General features: G+C 71.5%; 18 protein-coding genes. 9 read left to right on the top strand and 9 right to left on the bottom strand.

All coding sequences use genetic code 11. The annotated features are described in order from the left end of the window. Positions 1-4: 4 nt before the first annotated feature. Positions 5-730, bottom strand: coding sequence for a TVP38/TMEM64 family protein (locus IPJ59_RS13620; RefSeq protein WP_293272012.1), 726 nt, complete (start codon positions 728-730; stop codon positions 5-7). 180 nt (positions 731-910) lie between these two features. Between IPJ59_RS13620 and IPJ59_RS13615 the strand changes: the two genes are divergently transcribed. Further along, a complete protein-coding gene (locus tag IPJ59_RS13615) occupies positions 911-3,493 on the top strand; it encodes a cation-translocating P-type ATPase (protein ID WP_293272010.1) in 2,583 nt (860 codons plus the stop codon). Between the two features lie 232 nt (positions 3,494-3,725). Then, positions 3,726-4,538, top strand: a complete 813-nt coding sequence (locus IPJ59_RS13610; RefSeq protein WP_293272008.1) for a hypothetical protein — start codon at positions 3,726-3,728, stop codon at positions 4,536-4,538. Positions 4,539-4,589: 51 nt separating this feature from the next. On the opposite strand, the gene IPJ59_RS13605 is transcribed toward IPJ59_RS13610, so the two are convergent. From IPJ59_RS13605 to IPJ59_RS13590, 4 genes are all read right to left on the bottom strand, one after another. After that, a complete protein-coding gene (locus IPJ59_RS13605; protein WP_293272006.1) occupies positions 4,590-4,820 on the bottom strand; it encodes a hypothetical protein in 231 nt (76 codons plus the stop codon). A 22-nt stretch (positions 4,821-4,842) separates the two neighbouring features. Then, a complete protein-coding gene (locus IPJ59_RS13600; protein WP_293272004.1) occupies positions 4,843-6,684 on the bottom strand; it encodes a vWA domain-containing protein in 1,842 nt (613 codons plus the stop codon). Between the two features lie 220 nt (positions 6,685-6,904). Further along, positions 6,905-7,867: a DUF58 domain-containing protein gene (locus IPJ59_RS13595; RefSeq protein WP_293272002.1), complete on the bottom strand. Its 963-nt coding sequence runs from the start codon at positions 7,865-7,867 to the stop codon at positions 6,905-6,907. A 15-nt stretch (positions 7,868-7,882) separates the two neighbouring features. Continuing rightward, the gene (locus tag IPJ59_RS13590; RefSeq protein ID WP_293263363.1) at positions 7,883-8,914 is read right to left on the bottom strand and encodes an AAA family ATPase; all 1,032 of its coding nucleotides are present in this window, start codon (positions 8,912-8,914) and stop codon (positions 7,883-7,885) included. Between the two features lie 147 nt (positions 8,915-9,061). On the opposite strand from IPJ59_RS13590, the gene moeB reads away from it, so the two are divergent. The 3 genes from moeB (at position 9,062) to IPJ59_RS13575 (ending at position 14,468) form a co-directional block, all read left to right on the top strand. After that, on the top strand, positions 9,062-10,264 hold the full coding sequence (gene moeB, locus IPJ59_RS13585; RefSeq protein WP_293272000.1) for a molybdopterin-synthase adenylyltransferase MoeB: 1,203 nt from the start codon (positions 9,062-9,064) through the stop codon (positions 10,262-10,264). A gap of 406 nt (positions 10,265-10,670) precedes the next feature. Further along, a complete protein-coding gene (locus tag IPJ59_RS13580) occupies positions 10,671-12,932 on the top strand; it encodes a beta-propeller domain-containing protein (RefSeq protein WP_293271998.1) in 2,262 nt (753 codons plus the stop codon). Positions 12,933-13,085: 153 nt separating this feature from the next. Continuing rightward, positions 13,086-14,468, top strand: coding sequence for an ArnT family glycosyltransferase (locus IPJ59_RS13575; RefSeq protein ID WP_293271996.1), 1,383 nt, complete (start codon positions 13,086-13,088; stop codon positions 14,466-14,468). Between the two features lie 138 nt (positions 14,469-14,606). Here the strand turns inward: IPJ59_RS13575 and IPJ59_RS13570 are convergent, their stop codons facing one another. The 3 genes from IPJ59_RS13570 to IPJ59_RS13560 form a co-directional block, all read right to left on the bottom strand. Further along, on the bottom strand, positions 14,607-16,112 hold the full coding sequence (locus IPJ59_RS13570; RefSeq protein WP_293263371.1) for an OmpA family protein: 1,506 nt from the start codon (positions 16,110-16,112) through the stop codon (positions 14,607-14,609). Between the two features lie 292 nt (positions 16,113-16,404). Beyond that, positions 16,405-18,015: an alpha/beta hydrolase family protein gene (locus tag IPJ59_RS13565; protein ID WP_293271994.1), complete on the bottom strand. Its 1,611-nt coding sequence runs from the start codon at positions 18,013-18,015 to the stop codon at positions 16,405-16,407. Between the two features lie 20 nt (positions 18,016-18,035). Then, a complete protein-coding gene (locus IPJ59_RS13560) occupies positions 18,036-18,263 on the bottom strand; it encodes a hypothetical protein (RefSeq protein WP_293263375.1) in 228 nt (75 codons plus the stop codon). Positions 18,264-18,310: 47 nt separating this feature from the next. Here IPJ59_RS13560 and IPJ59_RS13555 point away from each other — a divergent pair, with 47 nt between their 5' ends. The 4 genes from IPJ59_RS13555 to IPJ59_RS13540 all read left to right on the top strand — a co-directional run bounded on the left by IPJ59_RS13555 (position 18,311) and on the right by IPJ59_RS13540 (position 23,325). Further along, positions 18,311-19,150, top strand: coding sequence for a hypothetical protein (locus IPJ59_RS13555; protein ID WP_293271992.1), 840 nt, complete (start codon positions 18,311-18,313; stop codon positions 19,148-19,150). An 82-nt stretch (positions 19,151-19,232) separates the two neighbouring features. Next, on the top strand, positions 19,233-21,062 hold the full coding sequence (locus IPJ59_RS13550) for a feruloyl-CoA synthase (protein ID WP_293271990.1): 1,830 nt from the start codon (positions 19,233-19,235) through the stop codon (positions 21,060-21,062). Positions 21,063-21,109: 47 nt separating this feature from the next. Then, entirely contained in the window at positions 21,110-22,306 is a 1,197-nt protein-coding gene (locus IPJ59_RS13545; protein WP_293271988.1) for an RNA-binding domain-containing protein, read from the top strand. Continuing rightward, positions 22,303-23,325 carry a ParA family protein gene (locus tag IPJ59_RS13540; RefSeq protein ID WP_293271986.1) on the top strand — a complete coding sequence of 341 codons (1,023 nt, stop codon included), beginning with the start codon at positions 22,303-22,305 and terminating at the stop codon, positions 23,323-23,325. Before IPJ59_RS13545 ends, IPJ59_RS13540 begins: the two co-directional genes overlap by 4 nt. Here the strand turns inward: IPJ59_RS13540 and IPJ59_RS13535 are convergent, their stop codons facing one another. After that, the gene (locus tag IPJ59_RS13535; RefSeq protein WP_293271984.1) at positions 23,326-24,882 is read right to left on the bottom strand and encodes an OmpA family protein; all 1,557 of its coding nucleotides are present in this window, start codon (positions 24,880-24,882) and stop codon (positions 23,326-23,328) included. It lies immediately after the preceding gene. Positions 24,883-24,908 lie beyond the last annotated feature (26 nt).

Genomic DNA, 24,908 nt, shown 5'->3' with positions numbered 1-24,908 from the left:
GGGCTCACGACTTCGGGGCTGTCGGGGCTGGTTCAGGGCTGGTGGGTGGGGCGGCCGCGAGGCGTCGCTGCAACAGCACATATGCGTAGCGGCTAAACAGCGCGGCGGCGACCCCGAGTACGACGAATGGTAGGATGCTGCGCTGGACGAAGCTGTCGCCGAGGATCACCGTGCCGACGGCGTAGGGCAGCTCGCCGACGGCGACCACGGCGATATAGCGGAGGAAGCTGTAGCGCACGACGCCGAGGAGATATCCTGGCACCTCGGAGGGCATGGCCATCTGGAACAGGATGACCACGCCGAAGGGGGTGTCGCGGTTGATCTTCTTTTCGTAGCGGGCGAGGCCCTTTGATGCGAGGGCCCCGGCCACCGGTCGACCGAGGAATCTCCCGAGCGCGTAGGTCGAGGCGCCGCCGAGGATCCACCCGAGCCACAGCAGGACGGCGCTCCACACCGGCCCCCATGCATAGACGGCGACTGGCACGATCACCGCGCTCGAGAAGAACGCGAGCATGCCGGAGAGCGCCGCGAACAGCACGAACAGCGCCGCGCCGAGGGTGGGATTGGCCGCGATGATCCGCTCCGTGACCGCGAGCAGGCGCTCGAGCGGGGCGAACAGCGTGTCCGCGGCGAGCACCAGCGCGAGCACGGCGCCGACCAGCGCGAGGATCACGATGCGGCGCCGTGATGCGGTTGAGACCTGCGACGCGGCTGGGTCCGAGGCGGTCAAAAATCAGGTCTATCACACGTCGTAGCGATCCAACGCGCTTCGTTCGCGCGCTGGGCGGGAGTTCGAGAGCGCGGTGGCTGGCATGTGCAACTCGAAAGGGCTCGCATCTCGCCGCAGAATCTGCCTGCAGTGGTGGCTTGACCGGGGTCTGGGGGTGGGCCCACGCTCCCGCCGGTCGACGTGAAGCCAGCCCCGATCGATCGCTCGCAGTTCGCCTCGCTCACCGCCGCGGAGGCCGCGGAGCGGCTCATCAAGGAGGGCGCGAACGTCCTGCCCGCCCAGAAGCGACGCTCGCCGGCGCGGCTGGTCCTCGACGTGATCCGCGAGCCGATGCTGCTGCTGCTGCTCGGGGGCGGGGTGGTCTACTTCGTGCTCGGGAGCCGCGGCGACGCGGCGCTGTTGATGGGCTTCGTCGTGCTCATCATCACCATCACGCTGATCCAGGAGCGCAAGACCGAGCGCGCGCTCGAGGCCTTGCGCGACCTCTCGAGCCCGCGGGCGCTGGTCGTGCGCGACGGGGTCGCGACCCGCATCGCCGGGCGCGAGCTGGTGCGCGGCGATCTCTGCCTATTGGCCGAGGGGGACCGGGTGCCGGCCGACGGTGTGGTGCTCGCGGGGCCGTCGCTGGCGGTCGACGAGTCGCTGCTGACCGGCGAGAGCGTGCCGGTGCAGAAGCGGCCAAGCAACGAGGAGGTCGCAGAGGATGCGAGCATGCCGCGGCCGGGCGGCGAGGGCGGAGCGCACGTGTATTCGGGCACGCTGGTCACGCGGGGTCAGGCGGTCGTGCGGGTCAAGGCGACGGGCCCGGCGAGCGAGCTCGGCCGCATCGGCGCCGCCCTGTCGGCGATCGATCCCGGCAAGACGCGGCTCGAGCGGGAGATCGCCCGCATCGTCCGGGCCCTGATGATCGCGGGCGTGGCGCTGTGCGGGGTCGTGGTGGTGTGGCTGGGCCTCGCCCGCGGCGACTGGCTCGCGGGGGTGCTCGCGGGCATCACCCTGGCGATGGCGCTGCTGCCGGAGGAGTTCCCGGTGATCTTCACCGTGTTCATGGCGCTCGGGGCGTTTCGCCTGTCGAAGCGGCGCGTGCTGACGCGCAAGCTGCCGGCGATCGAGGCGCTCGGCTCGGCGACGGTGCTGTGCTCGGACAAGACTGGCACGCTCACCGAGAATCGCATGACCGTCGCCGGGCTGTGGGTCGACGGCGGCGTGCACGAGGTCATCGGCAAGGACGCGCTGCCGGAGGAGCTCCACGCGCTCGTCGAATATGCGATCCTCGCGTGCCCGCGTGAGCCCTTCGATCCGATGGAGCGGGCCATCCAGGCGCTCGGCGAGCGCACGCTCGCGGGCACCGAGCATTTGCACGCCGGCTGGGGCATCGTCCGCGAATATCCGCTGTCGCCGGAGCTGCTCTCGATGTCGCATGTGTTTCGCTCGCCGGACGGGCGCGACCTGCTGGTCGCCGCGAAGGGGGCGCCCGAGGCGATCGTCGACCTCTGTCATTTGCCGGCGGATCGGGCCGCGGCGGTGCTGGAGGGGGCGCGGTTGCTGGCCGCGGGCGGCCTGCGCGTGCTCGGCGTGGCGCGAGCCCTGTGGCGCGGCGGAGCGGCCGGTGAGCTGCCGTCGGGGCAGCACGACTTCGACTTCGAGCTGCTCGGCCTGGTCGCGCTCGCCGATCCGGTGCGGGCCGATGTGCCCGCGGCGGTCGCCGAGTGCCACGCCGCGGGCATCCGCGTCGTGATGATCACGGGCGACTCGCCGGCCACGGCGCAGGCGATCGGGCGCAGCGCGGGGCTCGCGGGCGGGAGCATCATGACGGGCCCCGAGCTCGAGGCGGCCAGCGACGCGCAGCTGCGCGAGCGGGTCGCCGACGTCATGATCTTCGCGCGCGCGGCCCCGGAGCACAAGCTGCGCATCGTCCTGGCCCTGCGGGCGCGCGGCGAGGTGGTGGCGATGACCGGCGACGGGGTGAACGACGCCCCGGCGCTGAAGGCCAGCGACATCGGGGTGGCGATGGGCGGGCGGGGCACGGACGTCGCCAGCGAGGCGGCCGCGATCGTGATCACGGACGACAACTTCGCCTCGATCGTCGAGGCGGTGCGGCTCGGGCGGCGGATCTTCGACAACCTGACCAAGGCGATGGCCTATGTCGTCGCGGTGCACGTGCCGATCGCCGGGATGTCGCTGCTGCCGGTGGTGCTGGGCTGGCCGCTCATGCTCGGGCCGGTGCACGTGGCGGTGCTGGAGATGATCATCGACCCGGCCTGTTCGATCGCCTTCGAGGCGGAGCCGGCGGAGGCGGACGTCATGCGGCGGCCGCCCCGGCGCTCCGACGCGCCGGTGCTCGGTCGGCGAACGATCGCCCGTGCGGTCGTGCAAGGGGCCTGCTTGCTGGCGGCGACGCTGGTCGTGTTTCGCGTGAGCCTGGGCGCTGGCGAGGACGTGCTCGTCGCGCGCACGCTGGCCTTCGTCACGCTGGTCCTCGGCAACGTCGGGCTGATCCTCGTCGGTCGCTCGCTCACCCGCACGGCCTTCGCGATGCGAGGGGTCCGGAACATCGCGGCGTGGGCGGTGGTCGGCGGCGCGACGGGCTTCCTCGGGCTGGCCCTCGCGGTGCCGCCGCTGCGCCACGCGCTCGGCCTGGCCGCCCCGGCGCCGCTGGCGATCGCGGGCGCGGCCGGGCTCGGGCTGGCGAGCGTGCTGTGGTTCGACCTCGTGAAGTGGCTGCGGCGCGAACGGGAGCCCGCCGCGGGCGGCGGGCGCTGAGCGCTCTCGCGCGGGGGAGGAGAGATCCCCTCCGAGATTGCAGAGTGCGCTTGTGTTCACGCAGTCCACAGATCAGCGGGCCCGCGAGCTTTCCGCTGGGGGACGCCGTTTTTTGCGGTTGTAGGCGGATTCCATGGCTGGGCATCCCTCATTGCAGGAGGCACTGGCATGCGCGTTGGGTCACGTTTCGAGGCCACGGGCCCCGCGATCTTTTGTTAGGGTCCGCCCCGACATGGCACGCAACGTCCTCCCTCGCATCATCCTCTCCTCGCTGCTCATGGGCAGCTTTGTGCTCGCCGCCCCGGGTTGTAAGAAGAGCTCCGGTGATTCGGGCGCCCTGACGCCGCCCGCGGCCCCCGAGTACGAGAACCCCTTCGCGGAGCTCAACGACCTCCCGAACCAGATCAACGCCCAGGTCGACTGGGTCTCGCAGCCGCTGCGCGACGCGAGCGCCCTCGGTGACGAGTTCACTGCGATCCAGGCGAAGTACAGCCTCGACGCCAAGGCCCTCGGTGGTCTGGCCAAGGTCGCCTTCACCGACGGCAAGGTCGAGATCACGGCCGACGTGTCGATCGCGGCCGAGGCCAAGGGCGACGTCGAGGCGCTGCTCGGCAAGATCAAGGCCGCCGGCGAGGCCGTGCTGACCATCCCGAAGCGCGCCACCAAGGCCGCCGGCGCGATCAGCAAGCTCACCCTCAAGGTGCCCGCCCTTGGCGGCAAGGCCACCTCGTGGCTCAAGAAGGAGATCTCGGCGGCGACCGGCGAGGCCAAGGCGTCGCTCGAGGCCAACCTCACCGCGGTGCCCGAGCTCACCGTCAAGATCAAGGCCGTCATCCCCGAGTCGGTCAACAAGGTGAAGGCCATCCCGGCCGAGGCCAAGACCACGATCACCGAGCTGACCGCCGCCTTCGCCGGCGACGGCGCCTTCCCGAAGCTCGGCACCCCGCCGAACGCCGGTGGTGAGGCCGGTGCCGAGGGCGAGGCCGGTGCCGACGCATCCGCCGAGGGCGAGGCAGAGGCCTCCGCCGAAGCCCCCGCCGCCTGAACCCAGGCGTGTGCACAATGGCGGCCGTGGGTCTGACCCGCGGCCGCTTGTTTATTGGTTGCGACGACGGGCTCGCAGCAGGGTCTCGGCCAGCAGCAGGGCGGCGGCCAGCAGCACCAGCGGCCGCCAGCGCGGGTGCAGGGCGGCGGCGAGGACCTGGTCGCCGTCGCGGCTGGGCGGGCGCGGGGCGACGTTGCGGGTGTCGCTCTCGCCGGGGTCCAGCTGGACCGCGAAGGTGAGGGGCGCCGCGTCGCCGCGGGTGACGCGGTAGTGGCCGGGCACGTAGGTGTCGCGGAGGACGGCCTCACCGGCGCGCTTCGGGCGGGAGCACGAGCTCGCGGCCGTCGGGGGTGTGCACGGTGACCGGTCCGTCGGCGGCGATCCGGCGCGGCTCGCCGGCGACGATCTGCCCGGCGGCGGCGCCCGGGTGGCCAGTGTCGAGCCAGCTCAGCACGCGCTCGGCGAGCGGGACAAAACCTGGCCGAAGGGGCAGGTCGGACCAGTCGCGGTCGATCGAGGTGGTGAGCAGCGCGACCCGGCCGCGCCCGAAGGGCCGCGAGATCAGGGCCGGCGCGCCGCTGGTGAAGCTGAGCGCGACCTCGGCCCCGCGCGAGGGGTCGGGCTCGAGCAGGAAGACCCGCCGCGTGCGCGTGCCGAGCAGGCCGAGCTCGCCCTGCAGGCCGAGGAAGATCGGGTGGGTGAGGTCGGGCGGGGCGACGCCCTCGCTGTGCGCCTCGCTGCGGCCCGGCGCGGTGCCCACGACCAGCGGCTCGCGCAGCAGCAGCGGCAGCAGCTCGCCGAGGCGCTCGTTGTAGGCGCCGGCCTCGACGCGGTCGCCGACCGAGATCCACAGGCCCATGCCGGCGGCGACCCGCTCGCGCAGCGCCGGGGCGATGTCCTCGGCGGGGGCGCGCAGGTTGGCGAGCACGAGCACGTCGACGTCGGCGAGGCGGTCGCCGTCACGCAGGCGGGCCGCGAGCTGATCGGGGGCGAGGCTGTGGATCCGCAGGCGCCGGGCGCTGGCGCTGGCGGCCAGGGCGGTGGCCAGGAAGTAGACCTCGTCGTGGGCCCGCATCTCGCTCGGGTCGCCGTTGACGATCGCCACCTCGACGTTGTCCTCGCCGGTGAGCCACAGGTGGCGCGCCTCGTCGCCGGGCAGCGGGTCGTCGGCGAGCTCGGCGAGCTCCACCGAGGCCGGGGTCGGGCCGACGCCGGCGCCGATGTGGGTGAACTCGAAGGCGGCGAGGCCGTCGGCTGGCGCGACGACCTCGACGCGGGCCGCGACCTCACCGTCGACCCGCAGGAGCACGGCGAGGCCGCGCTCGCCGGCGCCGCCGTGACGCCGCACGGCGCCGGAGATCCGCACGGCCCGCGGGTCGATCTCGCGGGCGGGGACCCAGCTGGCTGACTCGAGGGACATGTGCTCCGGGACAGGCGGCGGGTCGTCGAGGCGACCGGACGCGGCGACCGGGAGGACCGGGATGTCGGCGGCGGCGGTGGGCGGCAGGCTGGCGAGGCCGCGGCCGGTGAAGTCGCCGATGGCGTAGACGACCCGCCGCCCGGCCGCGCCGGGCTGGCCCTCGCCGGCCTGGCGCAGCAGGGCGACGGCGCGGGGCAGGCCGCTCTCGAGGGTCCAGGCGCCGGCCCGCGGCGCCGCGGCGACCCACTCGGCGATCGCGGCGCGCACCCGCTCGGGGTCGGCGCCGAGCTCCCGTCGCGGGCCGCCCGGGTCGGTGGTGACGAGGCCGACCCGGCTGCCCGGCGGCAGCGCCTCGAGGATCGCGGCGGCGGTGTCCTCACTGGCGCTGCGCAGGCTGACGCCGTCGCGGGCGAGGTTCATGCTGAACGAGGCGTCGAGCAGCAGCACGGCGTCGTGCGGCTCGCCCAGCACGGCGACCCGCGCGTCGCCGGTGCTCACCGGGCGCGTCAGCGCCAGCACCAGCAGGAGCAGCAGGGCGAGCCGTAGCAGCAGCAGCAGGCCGTCGCGAACGCGTCGGCGCTGGGTCACGACCTCGTCGCTGGCCCCGAGGAAGCGCAGGCCGGCGAAGCGGACCCGCTTCGGCTCCTCCCTGCCGCGCAGGTGGGCCAGCAGCGGCAGGCCGAGGCCGAGCAGGCCGAGCAGCATGAGCGGCGCCAGCAGGCTCACGCGCGGGGCTCCCTGGGCGCCGGGGGCAGCTCGGCTGTCCCTGGGGACATGTCGACTATCCCTTGGGACAGGGGTACGTGATATGTCCATGGGGACAGCTCGGCTGTCCCCATGGACATGCTTATTGTCCCCGGGGACAGGTGTACGTGAGCTGTCCCTGGGGACAGCTCGGCTGTCCATGAGGACATGTGTGCGTGAACTGTCCCTTGGGACAGGTGGTTCATGGGCGGGCCTCCGCGGGCTGCGGGCGGCCGGCGAGGCGGGCGAGCAGGCCGAGCAGGGCGGCGGTCAGCGGCTGGTCGCTGACGCAGCGGTGCAGGTGCAGGCCGGCGTCGGCGCAGCCGTGCTCGAGCCGCGACAGGTGCGCGCCGAGGCGCTCGAGGTAGGCGGCGCGCAGGCTGGGGGCGTGGCCCTCGCGCGGCTCGCGGGCGCCGCGGGGGTCCTCGAAGCGCCACAGGTCGCGGCCGCTCCACGGGAACTGGAGCTCGTCGCGGTGGAGGACCTGGACGAGCACGACGTCGTGGCCGCGGCTGCGCAGGGCGGCGAGGTCGTGCAGCAGGCGGGCGTCGGAGTCCGGGTCGGCGGGGTCGGGGTCGAGCAGGTCGGAGAACAGGAGGACCAGGCTGCGGCGGGGCAGCGCGGGGGCGGCCGCGGCGATCAGGGCGGGCCAGGGGCAGGTGCCGGTGGGCTCGCGCAGCAGCGCCTGGGCGAGCGCGGCGAGGCGGGGTGCGCCGCCGTGCGGGCGCAGCTGGGCCAGCTCGAGCGCGCCGTCGCGGCCGCAGGCGAAGCCGACGCGGTCACCCTGGCGCAGGGCGAGGTGGGCGATGGCGCCGGCGATCGCGGCCGCGTGGCGCTGCTTGTTGCCGGGACCTGTCCCATAGGCCATGCCGCCGGAGGCGTCGATCAGGAGGACGGTGGCGAGCGCGTCCTCGCTGTCGGTCTGGCGCAGCACCAGGCGGTCGCGCCGGGCCACCGCGCGCCAGTCGATGCGGCGCGGGTCGTCGCCGGGCGTGTAAGGGATGTGGCCGCGGAACTGGTCACCGAGCCCGGCGCGGGTCGAGGCGTGCCGGCCCGCGTGCGGTCCGCCGACCGGCCGCGTCAACACCAGCTGGCGCCCGCGCAGCAGCTCGCGCAGCTCGGGCGGGACGACGGCGGCGAGCGCCTGGGCGGGATCTTCGGACATGGCGCGAAGGACAGGTCAGCCCGGCACCACCGCCAGCACTTTTTGCAGGATCTCCGCGGTGGACACCGCGCGGCTCTCGGCGGCGAAGCTGCGGACCAGCCGGTGCTCGAGCGCGGCCCCGGCGAGCGCGCGCACGTCGGCGATCGTGACCGCGGGGCGGCCGTCGAGCGCGGCGCGGGCCTGGGCCGCGGCGACCAGCTGCTGGCCGGCGCGAGGCCCCGCGCCCCACTGCAGCAGCTCGCGCAGCGCGGGCGAGCAGCCGGGCTCACCGGGCCTGGTCGCCCGAAGGAGGGCGACGACGTGGCCGATCACCGACTCGGGCACGGGGATCCTTCGCACCAGCGCCTGGTGAGCGCGCAGCTCGGCCGGGCTGAGCACGGGGCTGAGCGCGGGCCCGGTGTCGCTGGACAGCGCGACGATCTGCCGCTCGGCGTCCTCGTCCGGGTAGCGGACCACGATCTGCAGGGTGAAGCGATCGAGCTGGGCCTCGGGCAGCGGATAGGTGCCCTCCTGCTCGATCGGGTTCTGGGTCGCGAACACGTGGAAGGGCTGCGGCAGCGGGTGGGTGCGGCCGCCGGCGCTGACGCGGGCCTCCTGCATCGCCTGCAGCAGCGCGGCCTGGGTCTTCGGCGGGGTGCGGTTGATCTCGTCGGCGAGCAGGAGGTTGCAGAACACCGGGCCGGCGACGAAGCGAAACTGCCGGCGTCCGCTCGCGGGATCCTCCTCGAGCACCTCGGAGCCGGTGATGTCCGAGGGCATGAGGTCGGGCGTGAACTGCACCCGCGAGAACTGGAGGTCGAGGCACTGCGCCAGGCTGCTGACGAGCAGGGTCTTGGCCAGGCCGGGCACGCCGACGAAGAGGCCGTGGCCGCCGGCGAACAGGCACACGAGCAGGAGGTCGATCACGCCCTGCTGGCCGACGATTCGGCGGTGCAGCTGATCGACCAGCTGCTCGCGGCTGCGGGCGAGCGCCTGCAAGGCGGCGCTGTCGCTCTCGGGCCGCGGTCCAGAGGACGGTGCAGGAGGTGGCGGCGTGGCGATGTGCACGGAGGGCGCGGAGTATAGCAGCGAGGTTGCGTGAGCAGGGCCCGACCCACGGCCCGAGCCACGGTTTGACGACGGCGTTTGTCAGCCCCCCGGCGATCTCTGGTAGAACCTGCGACGCCGGCCGCGCGCGCGGCCCAGGAGTCTGCCGTGGCCAGCTTTAGCGACCTTCTCAGCCAGGTGAAGCGATCGATCCGCGAGGTGTCGGTCGACGAGACGAAAGCCCAGGTGCTGGGCGCCCCGAGCTCCGACGCTCGTCCGCTGCTCGTCGACATCCGCGAGCGCGACGAGTACGAGCAGGGCTTCATCCCCCGCGCCGAGTGGATCCCCCGCGGCTTCCTCGAGATGAAGATCGAGGACCTCGTGCCTGAACGCGGCCGCGAGGTGATCCTCTACTGCGCCGGTGGCAACCGCTCGGCGCTGGCGGCCCGCTCGCTGGCGGAGCTCGGCTACACCCGCGTCAGCTCGATGGCCGGGGGCTTTCGCGCGTGGAAGCAGGCCGGCCACGCGTTCGAGCGCCCGCGCAGCCTCACCGCCGAGCAGGTCAAGCGCTACAGCCGACACATCATGTTGCCCGAGGTCGGTGAGGTCGGGCAGGGCAAGCTGCTCGACGCGAAGGTGCTGTGCCTCGGCGCCGGTGGGCTCGGCTCGCCCTCGGCGCTGTACCTGGCCGCGGCCGGGGTCGGGACGATCGGCATGGTCGACGACGACCTGGTCGACGAGAGCAACCTGCAGCGCCAGATCTTGCACAACATGGAGCGCCTCGGCATGCCGAAGGTGGAGAGCGCCCGCATGACGCTGCAGGCGCTCAACCCCGACGTGAAGGTCATCGCCCACCAGACCCGCCTCACGTCGGAGAACATCCTCGAGATCCTCGCCGGCTACGACCTCGTGGTCGACGGCGCCGACAACTTCCCGACCCGCTATCTGCTCAACGACGCGGCGCTGAAGCTCGGCAAGCCGGTGGTGCACGCCAGCATCTTCCGCTTCGAGGGCCAGATCACGACCTTCCTGTCCAACTCCGAGGTTGGTACAGAAGCGGGTGATCACGGCCCCTGCTACCGCTGCCTGTACCCCGACCCGCCGCCGCCCGGGATGGCGCCGTCGTGCCAGGAGGCGGGCGTGCTCGGCGTACTGCCCGGCATCATCGGCACCCTGCAGGCCAACGAGGCGCTCAAGCTGATCCTCGGCGCCGGCCAGAGCCTCTCGGGCCGCCTGATGGTGTTCGACGCGCTCGGCGCGAAGTTCCGCTCGCTCAAGCTGCGCAAGGACCCGGAGTGCCGGGTGTGCCACAAGCGGCCCGAGGACATCGAGCTCATCGACTACGAGGCGTTCTGTAGCCTGGCGCAGTGAGCCGCGCGTGGGTCGCGAGGGCCGCGCTCGCAGCCGCGAGGGCGGCCTCGTCGCGTTGGTCGTTCATGGGTCGTTCACGGGTCGTCACGGGGGTCGCTGCACGGGTCGTCTCACGCGTCGTCGGATGCGCCTGCGGTCGTACGGTGGCTGTCCTGGAGGACAGGTCTCAAGGACCATGTGATATCCGTGCGGCGTCTCACTCCCCGGATGTCAGGCCCGCCGTGAATGCGTGGGGCAGCGACGTCGCGGGCTGACGCGCCGGGCCGCGTGAACGGCCGCAGAGCGGCGCGGAGAGCCCCAATACGGGCTTGGCATGCGGCGTGCTTGGTGGGCTGCGCTGCGCCGGACAACGGGCCCCCCGAACCTCCGTGGTCCTGCGGCCTTACCCACTTTGGAGAAATTGACCATGCATCGCTCTCTCTTCCCGCTCGCATCTCTGCTCGCCCTCATCGTCGTCGCGCCGGGCTGCGCCGACCGCAACCTGAACGGCCCCGAGCAGCTCGACCCCCGCGTCCTCTACGGCTTCGAGAGCTGCGACGAGCTGCTCGGCTACGCCAAGTCCAACGCCAAGGAGATGATCGAGGAGTACGGCAACCCCTGGGGCTACGAGGACGACGGCATCATCGTCGAGGACGGCGAGCCGGCTGGCACCGCGGGCGAGTCGGGCGGCGACCCGGTTGGCGACTCGGGCGGCGACGGCGGCCAGGCCCCCGGCGACGGCGAGAACGGCGGCGCCGACGACTTCTCCGGCACCAACGTGCAGGAGGTCGGCGTCGATGAGCCCGACCTGGTGAAGACCGACGGCGAGCGCATCCTGGCGCTGGCGCAGGGCAAGCTGCACTTCGTCGACGCCTCGGGCGTGACCCCTCAGCTGCGCGGCTCGCTCGAGCTCGGCGACGGCGGCTGGGACGCGCAGCTGTTCATGCACGAGGACCGCGCGCTGCTGCTGATGCGCAGCTACCTCTACGACTACGGCGGCGGCGAGCCCGGGGTCCCGGACGGTGAGTTCCCGCAGCCGCTGCCGGCCCCGGGCCTCGACCTCTCCAAGCACTTCCCGAAGAACACCGGCTCGATCGCCCGCCTGGTCGAGATCGACATCAGCGACCCCGACAACCTGCGCATCGTCAGCAACCTCTACGTCAACGGCGACCTCGTGAGCGCCCGCCTGATCGACGGGGTGGCTCGCGTGGTGCTGCGCTCGTCGGCCACCGGCCTCGAGTTCAAGGGCCCCTACGACTTCATGAACTGGGACGCGGTCAACCAGGGTGGCGGCGGCGAGGATCCGGGGACCGCGGTCACCACCGCGTCGCCGAGCGACGGCGGGGACGTGCCTCCGCCGGTGCCCGGCACCTCCGGCAGCTCCGGCGCCAACCAGCCGAAGGAGGGCGACGCCCCGGCCTTCCGCGAGGGCGAGCCGCAGGACCCGTGGACCATCGAGTGGAACAAGGCCAAGGAGCAGGCCAAGCTGTACAACCTCGCGATCGTCGAGTCGTCGACGGTCGAGGATTGGCTGCCGCACTACGTGCTCGAGGACCTCTCGGGCGGCGAGTCCAAGCTCAGCAAGGGCCTGCTGCTCGACTGCACCGACGTGCGTCACCCGGGCAGCTACTCGGGCCTGTCGACGCTGTCGGTGCTGACCGTCGACCTCGACGCCGCGCTGGCGCTCGGCAAGGGCGTCGGCGTGTTCTCCGAGGGCGAGACGATCTACGCCTCGAAGCAGAACCTCTACGTCACCACGAGCCCGTGGCGGCCGCAGCAGTGGACCGAGGAGGACATCGGCGCCGGCTTGCAGTCGTATGTGCACAAGTTCTCGCTGGCGAGCGCCGAGCAGGCCGAGTACGTCGCCTCGGGCGAGGTCCGCGGGCGGGTCCGCAGCCAGTGGTCCCTGTCGGAGCACGAGGGCGACCTGCGCATCGCCACCACCGACCAGCAGAGCTGGGACAGCGCGACCACCGAGAGCTTCGTCAGCGTGCTGCGCCAGACCGGCGACGAGCTGGGCGTGATCGGCCAGGTCGGCGGGCTCGGCAAGGGCGAGGAGATCCAGGGCGTGCGCTTCATCGGCGGCGTCGGCTACGTCGTCACCTTCCGCCAGACCGACCCGCTCTACACGATCGACCTGCACGACCCGACCAAGCCGGTCGTCGCGGGTGAGCTCAAGATCCCGGGCTTTAGCGCCTACCTGCACCCCGTGGGCGAGGACCTGATCCTCGGCGTCGGCTTCGCCGGCACCGACCAGGGCGACATCACCGGCCTGCAGCTGAGCCTGTTCGACGTGTCCGACCTGAAGGCCCCGAAGCGGATCCACCAGGCGCCGCTCGGCGAGGCCTTCGGCTGGTCCGAGGCGACCTTCGACCCCAAGGCCTTCCTGTACTGGGGGAAGACCAAGCTCGCGGTGCTGCCGGTGGAGTCGTACACCTGGGACGAGGTGGCGATGACCGAGTCGCAGTTCGCTGGCGCGATCGGCTACACGATCGACGCGCAGACCGGCATCACCCCGATCGGCCAGGTCGAGCACGCCGTGGCGCCGCAGAACCCCGACGAGCAGACCTGGTTGCCGTCGATCCGCCGCTCGATGGTCATCGGTGACCGCGTGCTCACCCTCTCGGAGCTCGGCCTCAAGGCCTCGCTGATCGGCGACCTCAGCGACGTCGCCTTCGTCGAGTTCTAGGAGGCGCAGGAGCGCTCGCCACAGGCCGTGCCGCGTGTCAAGCGCGGGGCGGCCTGCGGCCGTTTGGGCGGCGCTCCCTCGCGGCCGTGACGACTCGCGGTCGCTTGGGGATTCGGGTAGAGTCCGCCGGCTTTTTTACCATTCCGATTCGCCTTGTCCGCCTCGACCGCAAAACCTCGGTTCTCCGCCCAGGGCTTCCAGGCCTGGCTCTACCGCAACCGCTGGCTGATCGTCGCGTTGCTAGCGTCGTTCGCGGTGCGCCTGCACTGGAACCTGCTGGTCCATCCGCTCGGCGACTACATCTCCTCGGACATGCGCGGCTACACCAGCCGCGCTGATCAGCTGATCGACAAGTTCGGCGCCTCGATCGAGTACCACGCGTTCTTCCCCTACGGCACGCACTTCCTGCTGGCGCTGCTCAAGGTGTTGTTCGGGCGCGAGAACTACGCGGCGATCGGAGTGGTCTACGCGCTGCTCGGCACGATCATCGTCTACTACGCCTACCGCATCGCCGAGCGGGTGTCGTCGCGTCGCTGGGTCCCGCCGCTGCTCGCCATGTTCATGGTGTTCTACTACCCGCTGATCTCGCTCGGCGGCTACACCTTGAGCGAGGTCCCGTTCTCGGTGTTCCTGCTGGCCTCGAGCTACGCGCTGCTGCGCCTGGTGCAGGACGGACGGACGCGCGACGCCTGGTGGGCCGGCGTCCACGCCGGGATCGCCACCGCCTTCCGGCCCCAGATCTTGCTGTCGATCCTGGTGTTCGGCGTGGTCTGGGTGCTGCTGCACCGACACATGTCGAAGGTGCGGGTGAAGCACCTGGTGTGCGCCGCGATCCCGATCGCGGTGGTGCTGGTGTTCTCGTCGGCGCGCCTCTACCACCACACCGGGCGCCTCGGCCTGATCAGCGAGAACGGTCGCTTCAACCAGCTCTTCGGTCGCTGTCACAACAAGAAGGCGGTCGCCACCCCGGAGGAGCCCGGCCGCGGGCGCATCCGCTTCGGGCCGCCGCCGCTGATCCAGCTCGAGAAGCGGGCCAAGACCGCCCCGAACTCGTGGGTGCAGCTCGACCCGGCGATCGGGGCCGAGCTCAACTACGCGGGCTACATCTCCGACGCCAAGCCGCTCAACGACCTGATGCGCAAGTGCATCGCCAAGACCGGCTACCTCGGTCAGCTCAAGTACGCGGTGATCAACGTGCTCATGCTCGCCGGCTACAACACGCCCTGGCCCGACTCGGGCCGCGACCTGTGGCGTCACCAGGCCAACCGGTGGCAGGTGTTCTATACGGCGGTGTTCACGGCGCCGGCGCTGCTGATGATGTTCACCTGCTTCATGCGCCGGACGGTGACGCGCCACGGCATCCTGGCGCTGCACATCTGGGCGCTGCTCGTCACGGCGGCGATCTACTTCGGCGACACCCGCTTGCGCGCCCCCTACGACCCGATGCTGGTGCTGCTGGCGATCGAGGCGTACATCTTCGCGGGCTCGGCCCTGTGGGGCCGGCTGCGCCGACGCGCCGCGCCGAAGCCTGGCTGAGTCGGGCGCGGGAGACGAGACGGGGACGCAGCGGCGCTGCGCCGCGCCGAAGCCTGGCTGAGTCGGGCGCGGGAGACGAGACGGGGACGAAGCGGCCGGAGCCGCGACGTCCCCGCGCTGCGCCGGGCGGCGCTCGGCTTATTGCAGCTTGAACTCGATGCGCCGGTTCTTGGCCTTGCCCTCGGGCGTCGTGTTGTCGGCGAGCGGCTGGTCCGGGCCCGCGCCGCGGGTGGTGATGCGGCCGGTCTTGATGCCCTTGTCGACCAGGTACTTCTTCACCGCGTCGGCGCGGCGCAGCGACAGGTCGATGTTGTGCTGGCGGACGCCGTCGCTGTCGGTGTGGCCGGAGATCTCGACGTTCACGTCGGGGAAGTCGCTGAGCACCTTGACCGCGGCGTCGAGGGTGGTCTTCGACTTGGGCTTGATCACGTCCTTGTCGACGTCGAAGAAGATGCCCTCGATGACGCCGGTGAACTTCTGTACATCCTTCGGCAGCTCGTCGGGGCAGCCGTCGGCGTCCTGGTAGTTGTTGCGCGTCTCGGGGATGTCGATGCACTTGTCGTCGCGGTCGATGACGCCGTCGGCGTCCTTGTCGGGCGGCGGGCAGCCGTCGGGGGCGACGCCCGCGAGGGCCGGGCAGACGTCCTTGCTGTCGAGGAAGCCGTCGTTGTCGCTGTCCTTCTCCGGGCAGCCGTCGGGGGCGATGCCGGCGACGGTCGGGCAGCTGTCGTCGGCGTCGACGAAGCCGTCGCCGTCGCTGTCGGCCGGGGTCGGGGCCGGGCAGCCGCGCGGGGCGACGCCGGGCACGGTCGGGCAGTCGTCGCCGCTGTCGAGGAAGCCGTCGTTATCGCTGTCCTTCTCCTTGACGGGCTCCTTCTTGAAGCCGAGCGCGATGGAGAGGCCGAGGAGGATCTCGAGGTGGTGGGTGCGGCCGGCGGCGACATCCTTCTGCGCGGCCAGGTTGTCGCGCGCGTCGAGGCGCAGGACGATGAGCTTGTTGACGTAGAACTTCACGCCGCCGCCGTAGTGGATGGCGGGGTCGAGGTCCTTGCCGAGCGCGTTGGTCCCCATCATGCCGCCGCCGAACAGGGCGAAGGGGGCGATGCGGTAGGGCAGCTGGGCGATGGCGTAGCCGCGGAACATGCCGATCAGGGCGCCTTTGCCGTCGGAGGTCTTGGTCGGGGCCACGCCGCCCTCGACCTCGAGGCCGAGGAAGGAGAGCGGGTAGAAGCCGACCCGCAGGCCGATGTCCGGGGCGATGCTCTTGTAGGCCAGCCAGGTCTGGTTGGGGTTGTAGAGCTCGTGGTCCTTGGCCGGGAGGAGGATGCCGCCATAGATGCCGAGCTCCAGCGAGAGCGGTCGCGGCCGGTAGCGCTTGATCCACGGCGTGGTGTCGCGGGGCTTCGTGGCTGGGGTGGTCGACGCGGCGGCGGCGGGTGGGGCCGAGCTGGTGACTGACACCTCGCCGGACGCCGCGGCCGGGGGCTCGGCGGGCGCGGGCTCGGCGGGCGCGGGCTCGGCGGTTGCGGGCTCGGCGGTTGCGGCGGGCGCGACCGATGCAGGCGCGGCTTGTGCGGCGGCCGCGGTGGACGGAAGGGACAGGAGCGCCGCGAGGGCGGCGAGGGATAGTTGGCGTGTGTGCATGGGTCGAACGGCCCTATTCGCTGCAGAGGGTCTTGAAGTCGGAGCAGCCGACCCCATCCGGGAGCGGGTATATTGGCCGAATTTACAGATCAGGTTGGTGCTGTCCATCGCCATCTTCGGCGCGATATTGGCGTCCTGGGCCTGGTTCGGGCGTTGAACGCAATTTCGCCCGTCGGCCTGGGAGTGACTTCGAACAGGCCATTACGAACGCGAATCGTGGTGTCGCTATCGTGGCCACATACACCGCCGCGGGCGGGCAATGCGAGCAGTCTCGCGAAGATTCGCGGGACCTTCAGGCGGGCGGAGTCGCGGGCGGAGTCGCGGGCGGAGTCGCGGACGGAGTCGCGGGCGGAGTCGCGGACGGAGTCGCGGCGGTATGGGCGGAGATCCAGCTCGAGACCTCGTTCAGGGCCTCGGGCGCGAAGGTCAGCTCGATCTTGCTGTACTCCTCGATCTGGCCGGTGCTCGCGGGTTGAAACAGGTGGTTCAAGCCCGTGAGCGGCTTGACCGTGAAGTCCTTGTTGCGGGCGGCCTTGAGGGCCTTCTCGATCTCACCGAGGTTCTCCTTGACCGGGACTTGCAGGTCGAGGGTGCCGTTCAGGGCGAGCACGGGGATCTTGAGCTTGCGCAGCGATGGGCGGGGGTCGTGGCGCAGGAGCGAGCGGAACGACGGGGTGTCGAATGCGTCGAGGCTGGACTTGACGATCGCGTCGAGCTGTTCGGGCGTGACGGGGGTCGGCGGCTTGCTGAGGTCGAGCTGACGGCGGGTGAGGTCGCGAGCGAGGGCCTCGAGCTCGGGGCGCGGCTTCTTCTTCATGATGCCGGCGATGAGCTTCTTCTCGAGCGCGACGAGCGGGGCGAGCTCGGCCTCGGGCGCGCCGGCGGCCCGCAGCAGCGCGGCCATTTGCATCGGCAAGATCTCCTGGCCCGAGACGCCCATGCCGGCGAGCAGGACGATGAAGCGGACCTGCTTGTCGGCGGCGGCGGTGAGGATCGCCAGGTTGGCGCCTTCGCTGTGGCCGACGATGCCGACGCGCGTGGGGTCGACCTCGGGCTGGGCCTGCAGCCACGCGAGCGCGGCGCTGGCGTCCTTCTGCTGGGTCTCGTGGCTGGTGTTGCTGAGGTTGCCGCCGGAGCCGCCGACGCCGCGGTCGTCGAAGCGGAGCACGGCGACGCCGCTGCGCGTGAGGTGGTCGGCGAGCACGAGGAAGGGCTTGTGACCCATGATCGCCTCGTCGCGGTCCTGGGCGCCGGAGCCGGTGAGCAGGACGACGGCCGCGTGCTTGCCGGGGGTCGCGGGCGCGGTGAAGCTGCCGGCGAGGGTGATGTTGTCGACGGGGCTGGTGAAGCTGGCGTCGCGGACGCTGTACGGATACGGGGGCTTCGGCTCCTGCGGGCGCTTGGGGCCGAGGTCGGCGACGCTCTCGCCGGGCGCGAGGCGGCGCAGCTCGAGCGGGAAGCTCTGGCCGTTTTGGCTCAGCTCGCCCTTCGCGGTGGCGGCGTTGGGCTCGCGCGCGACCACGAAGACGGCGCGCTGGGCCTCGCTCGCACCGGGCGGGGCGAGGGTGAACTCGAGGCCCTCGGGGCTCATGTCGACGTCCTGCAGCGGGAAGTCCTTGACGCCCTGCATCGGGATGTCGATGCGCCCGCGCCAGGCGCCGGGCTTGGCGGGGTCGGGCTCGAGGTGGGCGATGACCTCGAGCGACGCGCCGATCAAGGTGACGCTGCCGACCCAGGTCTCGGGCGCGGCGATCGGGGCCAGCGGGTGCTCGGCGACGACGACGACGGGCGCGGGCTCGGCCGGTGGCGGCTGGGGTGGCGGCTGCTGCTGCTGCGGACAGGCGGCGAGCAGCGGGAGGGCGAGGGCGAGGGCGCGGGGCGTGACGAGGTGGGTGCGGCGCATGACGAGGGCTTCGAGGGCTTCTATGGGAAGAGCGGGCACATCTTGGTGTTGGGGTCGGGCTGTATGCGCGTGTTGTCGCCGTCCGGCGGGTCGCCGTTGCTGTCGTCGCCGCAGGCGCGGAGGGCGACGAGCAGCATGAGCTTGCAGGCCAGGCGCACGCCCTGTGGTATCGCGGTGGCGGTGCGGCTGTCGAGGGCCGCGAGGCGGCGGGCTTTCGTGATAGGGTGGCCGCCCAATGCGCGCTCCATCGCTGTTGTCGCTGCTATCGACTCGTCGTCTCGCGTGGACGGGTCTCATGTGGACAGGCCTCGCGTGGACAGGCCTCGTGTGCACGGCCTGCGGTGAGGCCCCGCCGCCGGCCGCTCCGAAGCCCCAGGCGGCGCCCGTGGAGACGCCCGCGCCGCCGCCGACGGTCGCGCCGTACGGGCGGGTGTTCATGGCCGCCAGCGAGACCGGGCTGGTGCCGATCGCCTGTCACGAGGCACATGTCCCGAAGTTCAGCACGGGCGAGGCCTGCCTCGCGCTCATGCCGGTCGGCGGCGAGGTGAAGCTGGACTCGGGGGCCACGGCGAAGGTCACGGGCACGGGCCCGGCGGAGTGCGGCGGCGGCAAGGCGCTGGTCGTGCAGGCGGCGCCCGAGGCCCTGCGTGGGCACGCGACGGCGCCCGCGGACGCGAGCTTCGTCGAGGTGCTGCCGCCGATGACCCCGGAGGAGGCCGCGAAGGCGGCGCCCGGGCTGGCGGCGCAGCTGGCCGCGGTGGTGAGCGCCGAGCACCCGACGCTGGGCGACGCGAAGCGCCTGCAGCTGCACCAGCTGGCCGAGATCGACCTCGACGGCGACCGTAAGCCGGAGCGCCTGGCCTCGGTGACGCTGCCGGGCGCCGACGAGGACGCGGGCCCGGCCTTCGCGGCGATCTACCTCGTGCCCGTCGAGGCGGAGGCGCGCCCGCGCAAGCTCAAGGGCGAACCAGGTGCAGGCGTGCAGTACACGGTGCTCGGCGCGCTCGACCTCGACGCCGACGGCCGCCCGGAGCTGTGGCTCAACAGCTACGACGACGAGGGCTTCGCCTGGTCGATCGAACAGGTCGGCAGCGCGATGCTCACCGAGCTCGGACGCTGGCGCTGCGACAGCTGAGGTGACTGGCTGAGGTGACTGAGGTGACTGGCTGAGGTGACTGGCTGAGGTGACTGGGAGGTACCAAGGGATGCACGGCGGCATGCAGGCAGGGTCCGGCCTCGAGCTCGCGCCAGCGGAGGTGGAGGCCAGCTACCGCGCCGACGGCAGCATCGTGCTGCGCTCGCCGCACGCGCTCGCGGCCTACCCGGCGACCCTCGGCGAGCGCCTGCGCGAGTGGGCCGAGCGGGCGCCAGAGCGGCCCTTCCTCGGCGAGCGGGCCGGCGCGGGCTGGCGGGTGCGCAGCTACGGCGAGGTGTTCGCGGCGGTGCGTCGCGTCGGCGCGGCCCTGCTGGCGCGCGGGCTCGGGCCGCGTCGGCCGGCGCTGCTGCTGTCGGACAACGGGGTGGACAACGCGCTGCTGCAGCTGGCGGCGATGCAGGTCGGGGTGCCAGCGGTGCCGGTGTCGCCGGCCTACAGCCTGCTGTCACAGGACCTGGCCAACCTGCGGCACATCGCCGGGAAGGTCGCGCCGGGGCTGGTGTACGCGCAGGGCGGGGCCCGCTTCGCCCGCGCGCTGGCGGCGATCGCCCGCGCTGACCTGCACGTGGTGGTCAGCGAAGATAGGCAGCCGGGTCAGAGCCTGTTTGATGAGCTGTCCGAAGGGACAGGTGATGTCAGCGCCGCGGACGCGGCCCACGCCGCGACCGGGCCGGACACCGTCGCCAAGATCCTGTTCACCTCGGGTTCGACCGGGCTGCCCAAGGGGGTGCTCAACACCCAGCGGATGCTGTGCAGCAATCAACAGGCGATCGCGCAGTCGTGGCCGTTCCTGCGCGCGCGCCCGCCGGTGCTGGTCGACTGGCTGCCGTGGCACCACACCTTCGGCGGCAATCACAACTTCAACATGGTGCTCTATCACGGCGGGGCGCTCTACATCGACGACGGCAAGCCGGCGCCGGGGTCGATCGAGCGCAGCGCAGAGAACCTGCGCATGCACGCGCCGACGCTGTACTTCAACGTGCCCCGCGGCTTCGACGTGCTGCTGCCGCTGCTCGAGGCCGACGCGTCGCTGCGGGCCGCGCTGTTCCAGCGCCTCGACCTCGCGTTCTACGCCGGTGCCGCGCTGCCGCAGCACCTGTGGGCCCGGCTCGCCGCGGTGGCGGCGTCGGCCCGCCCGGACGGCCCGCCGCTGTTCATGGCCTCGGCCTGGGGCGCGACCGAGACCTCGCCGCTGATCACGACGGTGCACTACGCGATCGACCACGCGGGGATCATCGGCCTGCCGGCGCCGGGCTGCGAGGTCAAGCTGGTGCCCCGCGAGGGCAAGCTCGAGATGCGCGCGCGCGGGCCGAACATCACGCCGGGATATGTGCAGGAGCCGGAGCAGACGGCGGCGGCCTTCGATGCCGAGGGCTGGTACCGCACCGGCGACGCGGGGCGACTCGCGGACCCGACCGACCCGCGCAAGGGCATCGTCTTCGATGGCCGCGTCGCCGAGGATTTTAAGCTGACCTCGGGGACCTGGGTGAACGTGGGGGTGTTGCGGGTCGCGGCGCTGGCGACCGCGGGGGCGCTGATGCAGGACGCGGTGGTCGCGGGCGAGGGGCAGGCCGAGGTCGGGCTGCTGGTGTTTCCGAACGTTTCGGCCTGTCGCGCGCTCGCGCCGGAGCTCGTCGAGGTCGATGCGTTGCTCGCCGAGCCGCGGGTGCATGCCGCGGTGAAGGCGGCGCTGGAGCGCTACAACGCGGAGCACGCCGTCAGCAGCCGCCGCGTCGGCCGGGCGCTGCTGCTGCGCGAGCCGCCGGCGCTCGACGCCGGGGAGATCACGGACAAGGGATATATCAATCAGCGGGCGGTGCTCACCCGCCGCGCCGCGGAGGTCGCACGCCTGTACGCGGAGCCGGCGGACGCGGCGGTGATCGTGGTGTGAGGGCGGGCTTGGCCGCAGCCCGTCGGCATGGTAACGATGCTGTCGCGATGCGGCCAGAAGACCACGACGAGATCCATCGCGGCGAGGGTCCTCACGTCGAGCGGAAGAGCTCGCACAAGGACCGAAGCGAGATCTTGCAGGCCGTTTGTGCTTTCGCTAATGACCTCGGCGGGAGCGGCAGGTCGAGCTTTTTGGTCGTGGGCGTCGATGATCATGGCGGGGCAACGGGGAGCTACGACAGCGCCAAGTCAGCGGATGACGCCCAAAAGGCGCTAGCGAGTATGCTGAGCTCAACACAGATTATCCCGCACCCGAGCTGCTCGATTCACGTGGAGGAGCATCAGGGGCATACGATCTTCATAATCGCGGTCGCGCCCCACGAGGTGCCGCCGGTCGTGAAGGTGAACGGTACTGCGTGGGTTCGCAAGGGCACGACGACACAACGTGCGAGCGACAGCGACCTGCGACGGCTGGAGGAGCGTCGCCCGGTTCACCTCCGACCTTTCGATGTCCGGCCAGCGGACGGTACGGGGCTGAACGACCTCGACGAGGCGTTGCTGCGTCAGCGCTATCACGCAGCTCGCAGCGAAGATGGCGATCTCGATTCGTTCCTGGAATTCGAACCATGGCTGATTCAGCAAGGGGTGGGCGTGCCAGGCCAGGCAGGATTCGTGCCGTCGATTGCGGGCTTGCTGGTGTACGGGCTTAGCCCGCAGAGTTACCTGTCAGGAGCGGAGATCGACGTGACGCGCTTTCGTGGCAGTGACTATGACGCCGAGATCATCGCCCGTAAGCGCTTCGGCGGACCTCTGCCGGCGCAGTTGCAGGGCTTGTGGGAGTATCTCGGGGCGCTTGTAGACGAGGAGGCGCAGCCGGAGCGCGGGGTGATCGCGGAGTTTGTTCCGAGCTACCCGCTTGATGCGCTCAAGGAGCTTGGGCGCAATCTGGTGCAGCATCGCGACTACGCCGCCACACGCGCACCATCTCGCATCGCGTGGTTCAGCGATCGTATCGTGCTGACGAACCCCGGCGGGCCCTTCGGTCAGGCCTCGCAGGGCGAGCTCGGAGAGCACTCCGATTACCGTAATCCATCGATCACCAATCTATTGGTGGAGCTCGGGTACGTTGAGCGAGCGGGCCGGGGGTTGCGGCGTGTACGCGCGCTGCTCCAGCGCCGCGGGCATCCCCCGCTGGAGGTCGAGACGAACGGTTTTACGTCGATCACGGTTCGGAGGCGCCCGTGAAGTCGCTTGCGTTGTTCAATAACAAGGGTGGCGTCGGCAAGACGACGATGACGTTCAACCTGGGGCACATGTTGGCGCGGCAGGGTCGAGAAGTCGTGTTGATCGACTGCGATCCTCAATGTAATCTGTCGGCGCTCGCGCTCACGGAGGGGGAGCTTGAGGAAGTTTTCGCGAGCGATGCGTCCATGGGGCGCACTGTTGCAGCGTGCGTCGAGCGGGTACGGATTGGCAATGGAGAGCTCTACAAGCCGGCGCTGCTCGAGTTAGCGGAGCATCTGTCGATCTTGCCTGGGGACCTGACGCTGAGCCGCTTCGAGGGCAAACTGGCGAAGGCTTGGCCTGAGGTTTTCTCGACCGACGCTGAGTCCGCGGTGTTCGTCACGACGGCGATTGAGCGGCTGGCCGAGGGGCTGGCGATCGAGCACGATGTCGATGTCGTGCTCTTCGACGTGGGCCCGAGCCTCGGGGCGCTCAACCGTGCGGTCTTGCTGGCCTGTGACGCGGTGTTGATCCCATTGGCCCCCGACCTCTTCAGCCTTCGCGGGTTGGAGAACGTCGGGGAGGCGATGCGGGATTGGAAGGACGACTGGGGGCAGGCGCGCATACGCATCCAACAGGCGCAGACGCGTACCGCGGGGCGACGGCGAGACGGGCGAGGTGCGCCGCGCGAACACGCCATGGAGCCGATCGGCTATGTGCTGCAGCAACACCTCGCACGCGAGGAGGTGCCGCTCAAGGCATATTCTCGCTGGGCCGAGCAGATACCAGCGTACTATCGTCGTTTCGTGCTCGGTCAAGAGAGTGAGCCCGCGCCTGGGCAGGCTGCGGATCCGCATTGTCTCGGTCACCTGCGGCACTTCGCCAGCCTGGTGCCGTTGGCTCAGGCGGCGCGCAAGCCGATCTTCGACCTCAAGCATGCGGACGGGGTGCTTGGTACGCAGTTTCAATTGGTGGAGCGGGCCCGGGCGGAGTTCAAGGCGCTGGCCCAGAAGGTGCTCCAGCGCCTCGATGCGGCGTGATCAGGGCAGGCGATCGACGATCAGGTTGAACTCGATGCGGCGGTTGTGGGCGCGGCCGGCGGGGGTGCGGTTGGTGTCGATCGGCTCGTCGGGGCCGGCGCCGCGGGTCTCGATGCGGGCGGTGTCGATGCCGGCCTCGACGAGGTAGCGCTTGACGGCCTCGGCGCGGCGGCGCGAGAGGTCGCGGTTGTGGGCGATGGAGCCGGTGCTGTCGGTGTGGCCGGAGATCTCGACGCGGATGTTGGGGAAGCTGGTGAACACCTCGACGGCGCGGTCGAGCACCGGGCGCGAGCGCGGCTTGATCGTGTCCTTGTCGAGGTCGAAGTAGATGCCCTTCACCGTGCCCCTGAAGACCGCGGGCGGGACCACGTCGGGGCAGCCGTCGTGGTCGTCGAAGCCGTTCCAGGTCTCGGGCTGATCGACGCACTTGTCGACATTGTCGAGGTATCCATCCCTGTCCGTGTCGGGGATCGGGCAGCCGTCGGGTTCGACGCCGGGGACATCGGGGCAGCGGTCGACGGAGTCGAGGAAGCCGTCGCCGTCGCGGTCCTTCTCCGGGCAGCCGTCGGGGGCGATGCCGGGGACGTCGGGGCAGGCGTCCTGGCTGTCCATGAAGCCGTCGCCGTCGCGGTCGCGCTCGGGGCAGCCGTCGGGGGCGCGGCCGGGCTCGTAGGGGCAGGCGTCGCTGCGGTCGAGGAATCCGTCGCCGTCGCTGTCCTTCGCGGGGGTTTTCTTGGGGGCGCTGCGGCCGAGCACGGTCGAGAAGCCGAGGAGAATTTCGGGGTAGCTGGTGGCGCCGGCGTCGACCTCCTTGCGGGCGGCGACGTTGTTGCGGACGTCGAGGCGCACGAGGGTGCGCTGGCCGAGCAGGACTTTCACGCCGGCGCCGAAGTGGGTCATCGGGTCGAAGTCGTAGCCGAGGGCGCCGGTGGTGCCGATGCCGCCGCTGCCGAGCACGATGAAGGGGACGACGCGCCAGAACGGGATCTGGCCGACGAAGTGGGCCCGGGCGCTGAACAGGGTCGCGCGGGCGCCGGGGCCGTCCTGCTCGACGACGCGGGTCGGCATGACGCCGGCCTCGACCTCGCCGCCGAGGAAGCGCAGCGGGAAGTAGGCGGCGCGCAGGCCGAAGGCGGGGGCCGCCGTCTGGTAGGGGCGCCAGAAGTCGGTGCCCATGCGCCGGGCGTCGCGCTGCTTGTAGGGGTCGAAGAGCTCGTGCGAGTGGGCGGCCGGGAAGATGACGCCGGCGAAGAGGCCGAGCTCCCAGGTGTTGCGCTCGGGCAGGCAGCGGCGGATCCACGTGACGTCGCGGCGGTCCTGGCAGCGCGCGGGGGCTGAGCTGTCCGTGGGGACATGTCCCGAGGGACTGGCTGTGCTGGCCGCGGGGACCTGTCCCGAGGGACTGGTGGTGGTCGCGGGGACTGCCGCGGGGCTGGTCGCGGCGGCGGTGGAACTCCCCGCGCCGGCTCCGGCGGGCGCGGCGGCGCGGGCGAGCGGGGCCGAGAGGAGGGCCGCGAGGGCGGCGATGCAGGGGACGAGGAGCGTGGTGCGGGTCATGGCGCCTGGTGAAGTACCGACCCCCC

Source organism: Nannocystis sp. (assembly GCF_016714285.1).
Lineage (GTDB): Bacteria > Myxococcota_A > Polyangia > Nannocystales > Nannocystaceae > Nannocystis.
Note: the sequence above shows the minus strand (reverse complement) of the source record. Positions and strands in the feature narration are given on the sequence as shown.

What these genes read in the sequence shown, in the direction of transcription:
- IPJ59_RS13550 (WP_293271990.1), top strand. Translation starts at nt 19,233, where the DNA reads ATGCAGGCAGGGTCCGGCCTCGAGCTCGCGCCAGCGGAGGTGGAGGCC.
- IPJ59_RS13570 (WP_293263371.1), bottom strand. Translation starts at nt 16,112, where the DNA reads ATGCACACACGCCAACTATCCCTCGCCGCCCTCGCGGCGCTCCTGTCC.
- IPJ59_RS13555 (WP_293271992.1), top strand. Translation starts at nt 18,311, where the DNA reads ATGTGGACAGGCCTCGCGTGGACAGGCCTCGTGTGCACGGCCTGCGGT.
- IPJ59_RS13535 (WP_293271984.1), bottom strand. Translation starts at nt 24,882, where the DNA reads ATGACCCGCACCACGCTCCTCGTCCCCTGCATCGCCGCCCTCGCGGCC.
- IPJ59_RS13545 (WP_293271988.1), top strand. Translation starts at nt 21,110, where the DNA reads ATGCGGCCAGAAGACCACGACGAGATCCATCGCGGCGAGGGTCCTCAC.
- IPJ59_RS13580 (WP_293271998.1), top strand. Translation starts at nt 10,671, where the DNA reads ATGCATCGCTCTCTCTTCCCGCTCGCATCTCTGCTCGCCCTCATCGTC.
- IPJ59_RS13610 (WP_293272008.1), top strand. Translation starts at nt 3,726, where the DNA reads ATGGCACGCAACGTCCTCCCTCGCATCATCCTCTCCTCGCTGCTCATG.
- IPJ59_RS13595 (WP_293272002.1), bottom strand. Translation starts at nt 7,867, where the DNA reads ATGTCCGAAGATCCCGCCCAGGCGCTCGCCGCCGTCGTCCCGCCCGAG.
- IPJ59_RS13565 (WP_293271994.1), bottom strand. Translation starts at nt 18,015, where the DNA reads ATGCGCCGCACCCACCTCGTCACGCCCCGCGCCCTCGCCCTCGCCCTC.
- IPJ59_RS13560 (WP_293263375.1), bottom strand. Translation starts at nt 18,263, where the DNA reads ATGGAGCGCGCATTGGGCGGCCACCCTATCACGAAAGCCCGCCGCCTC.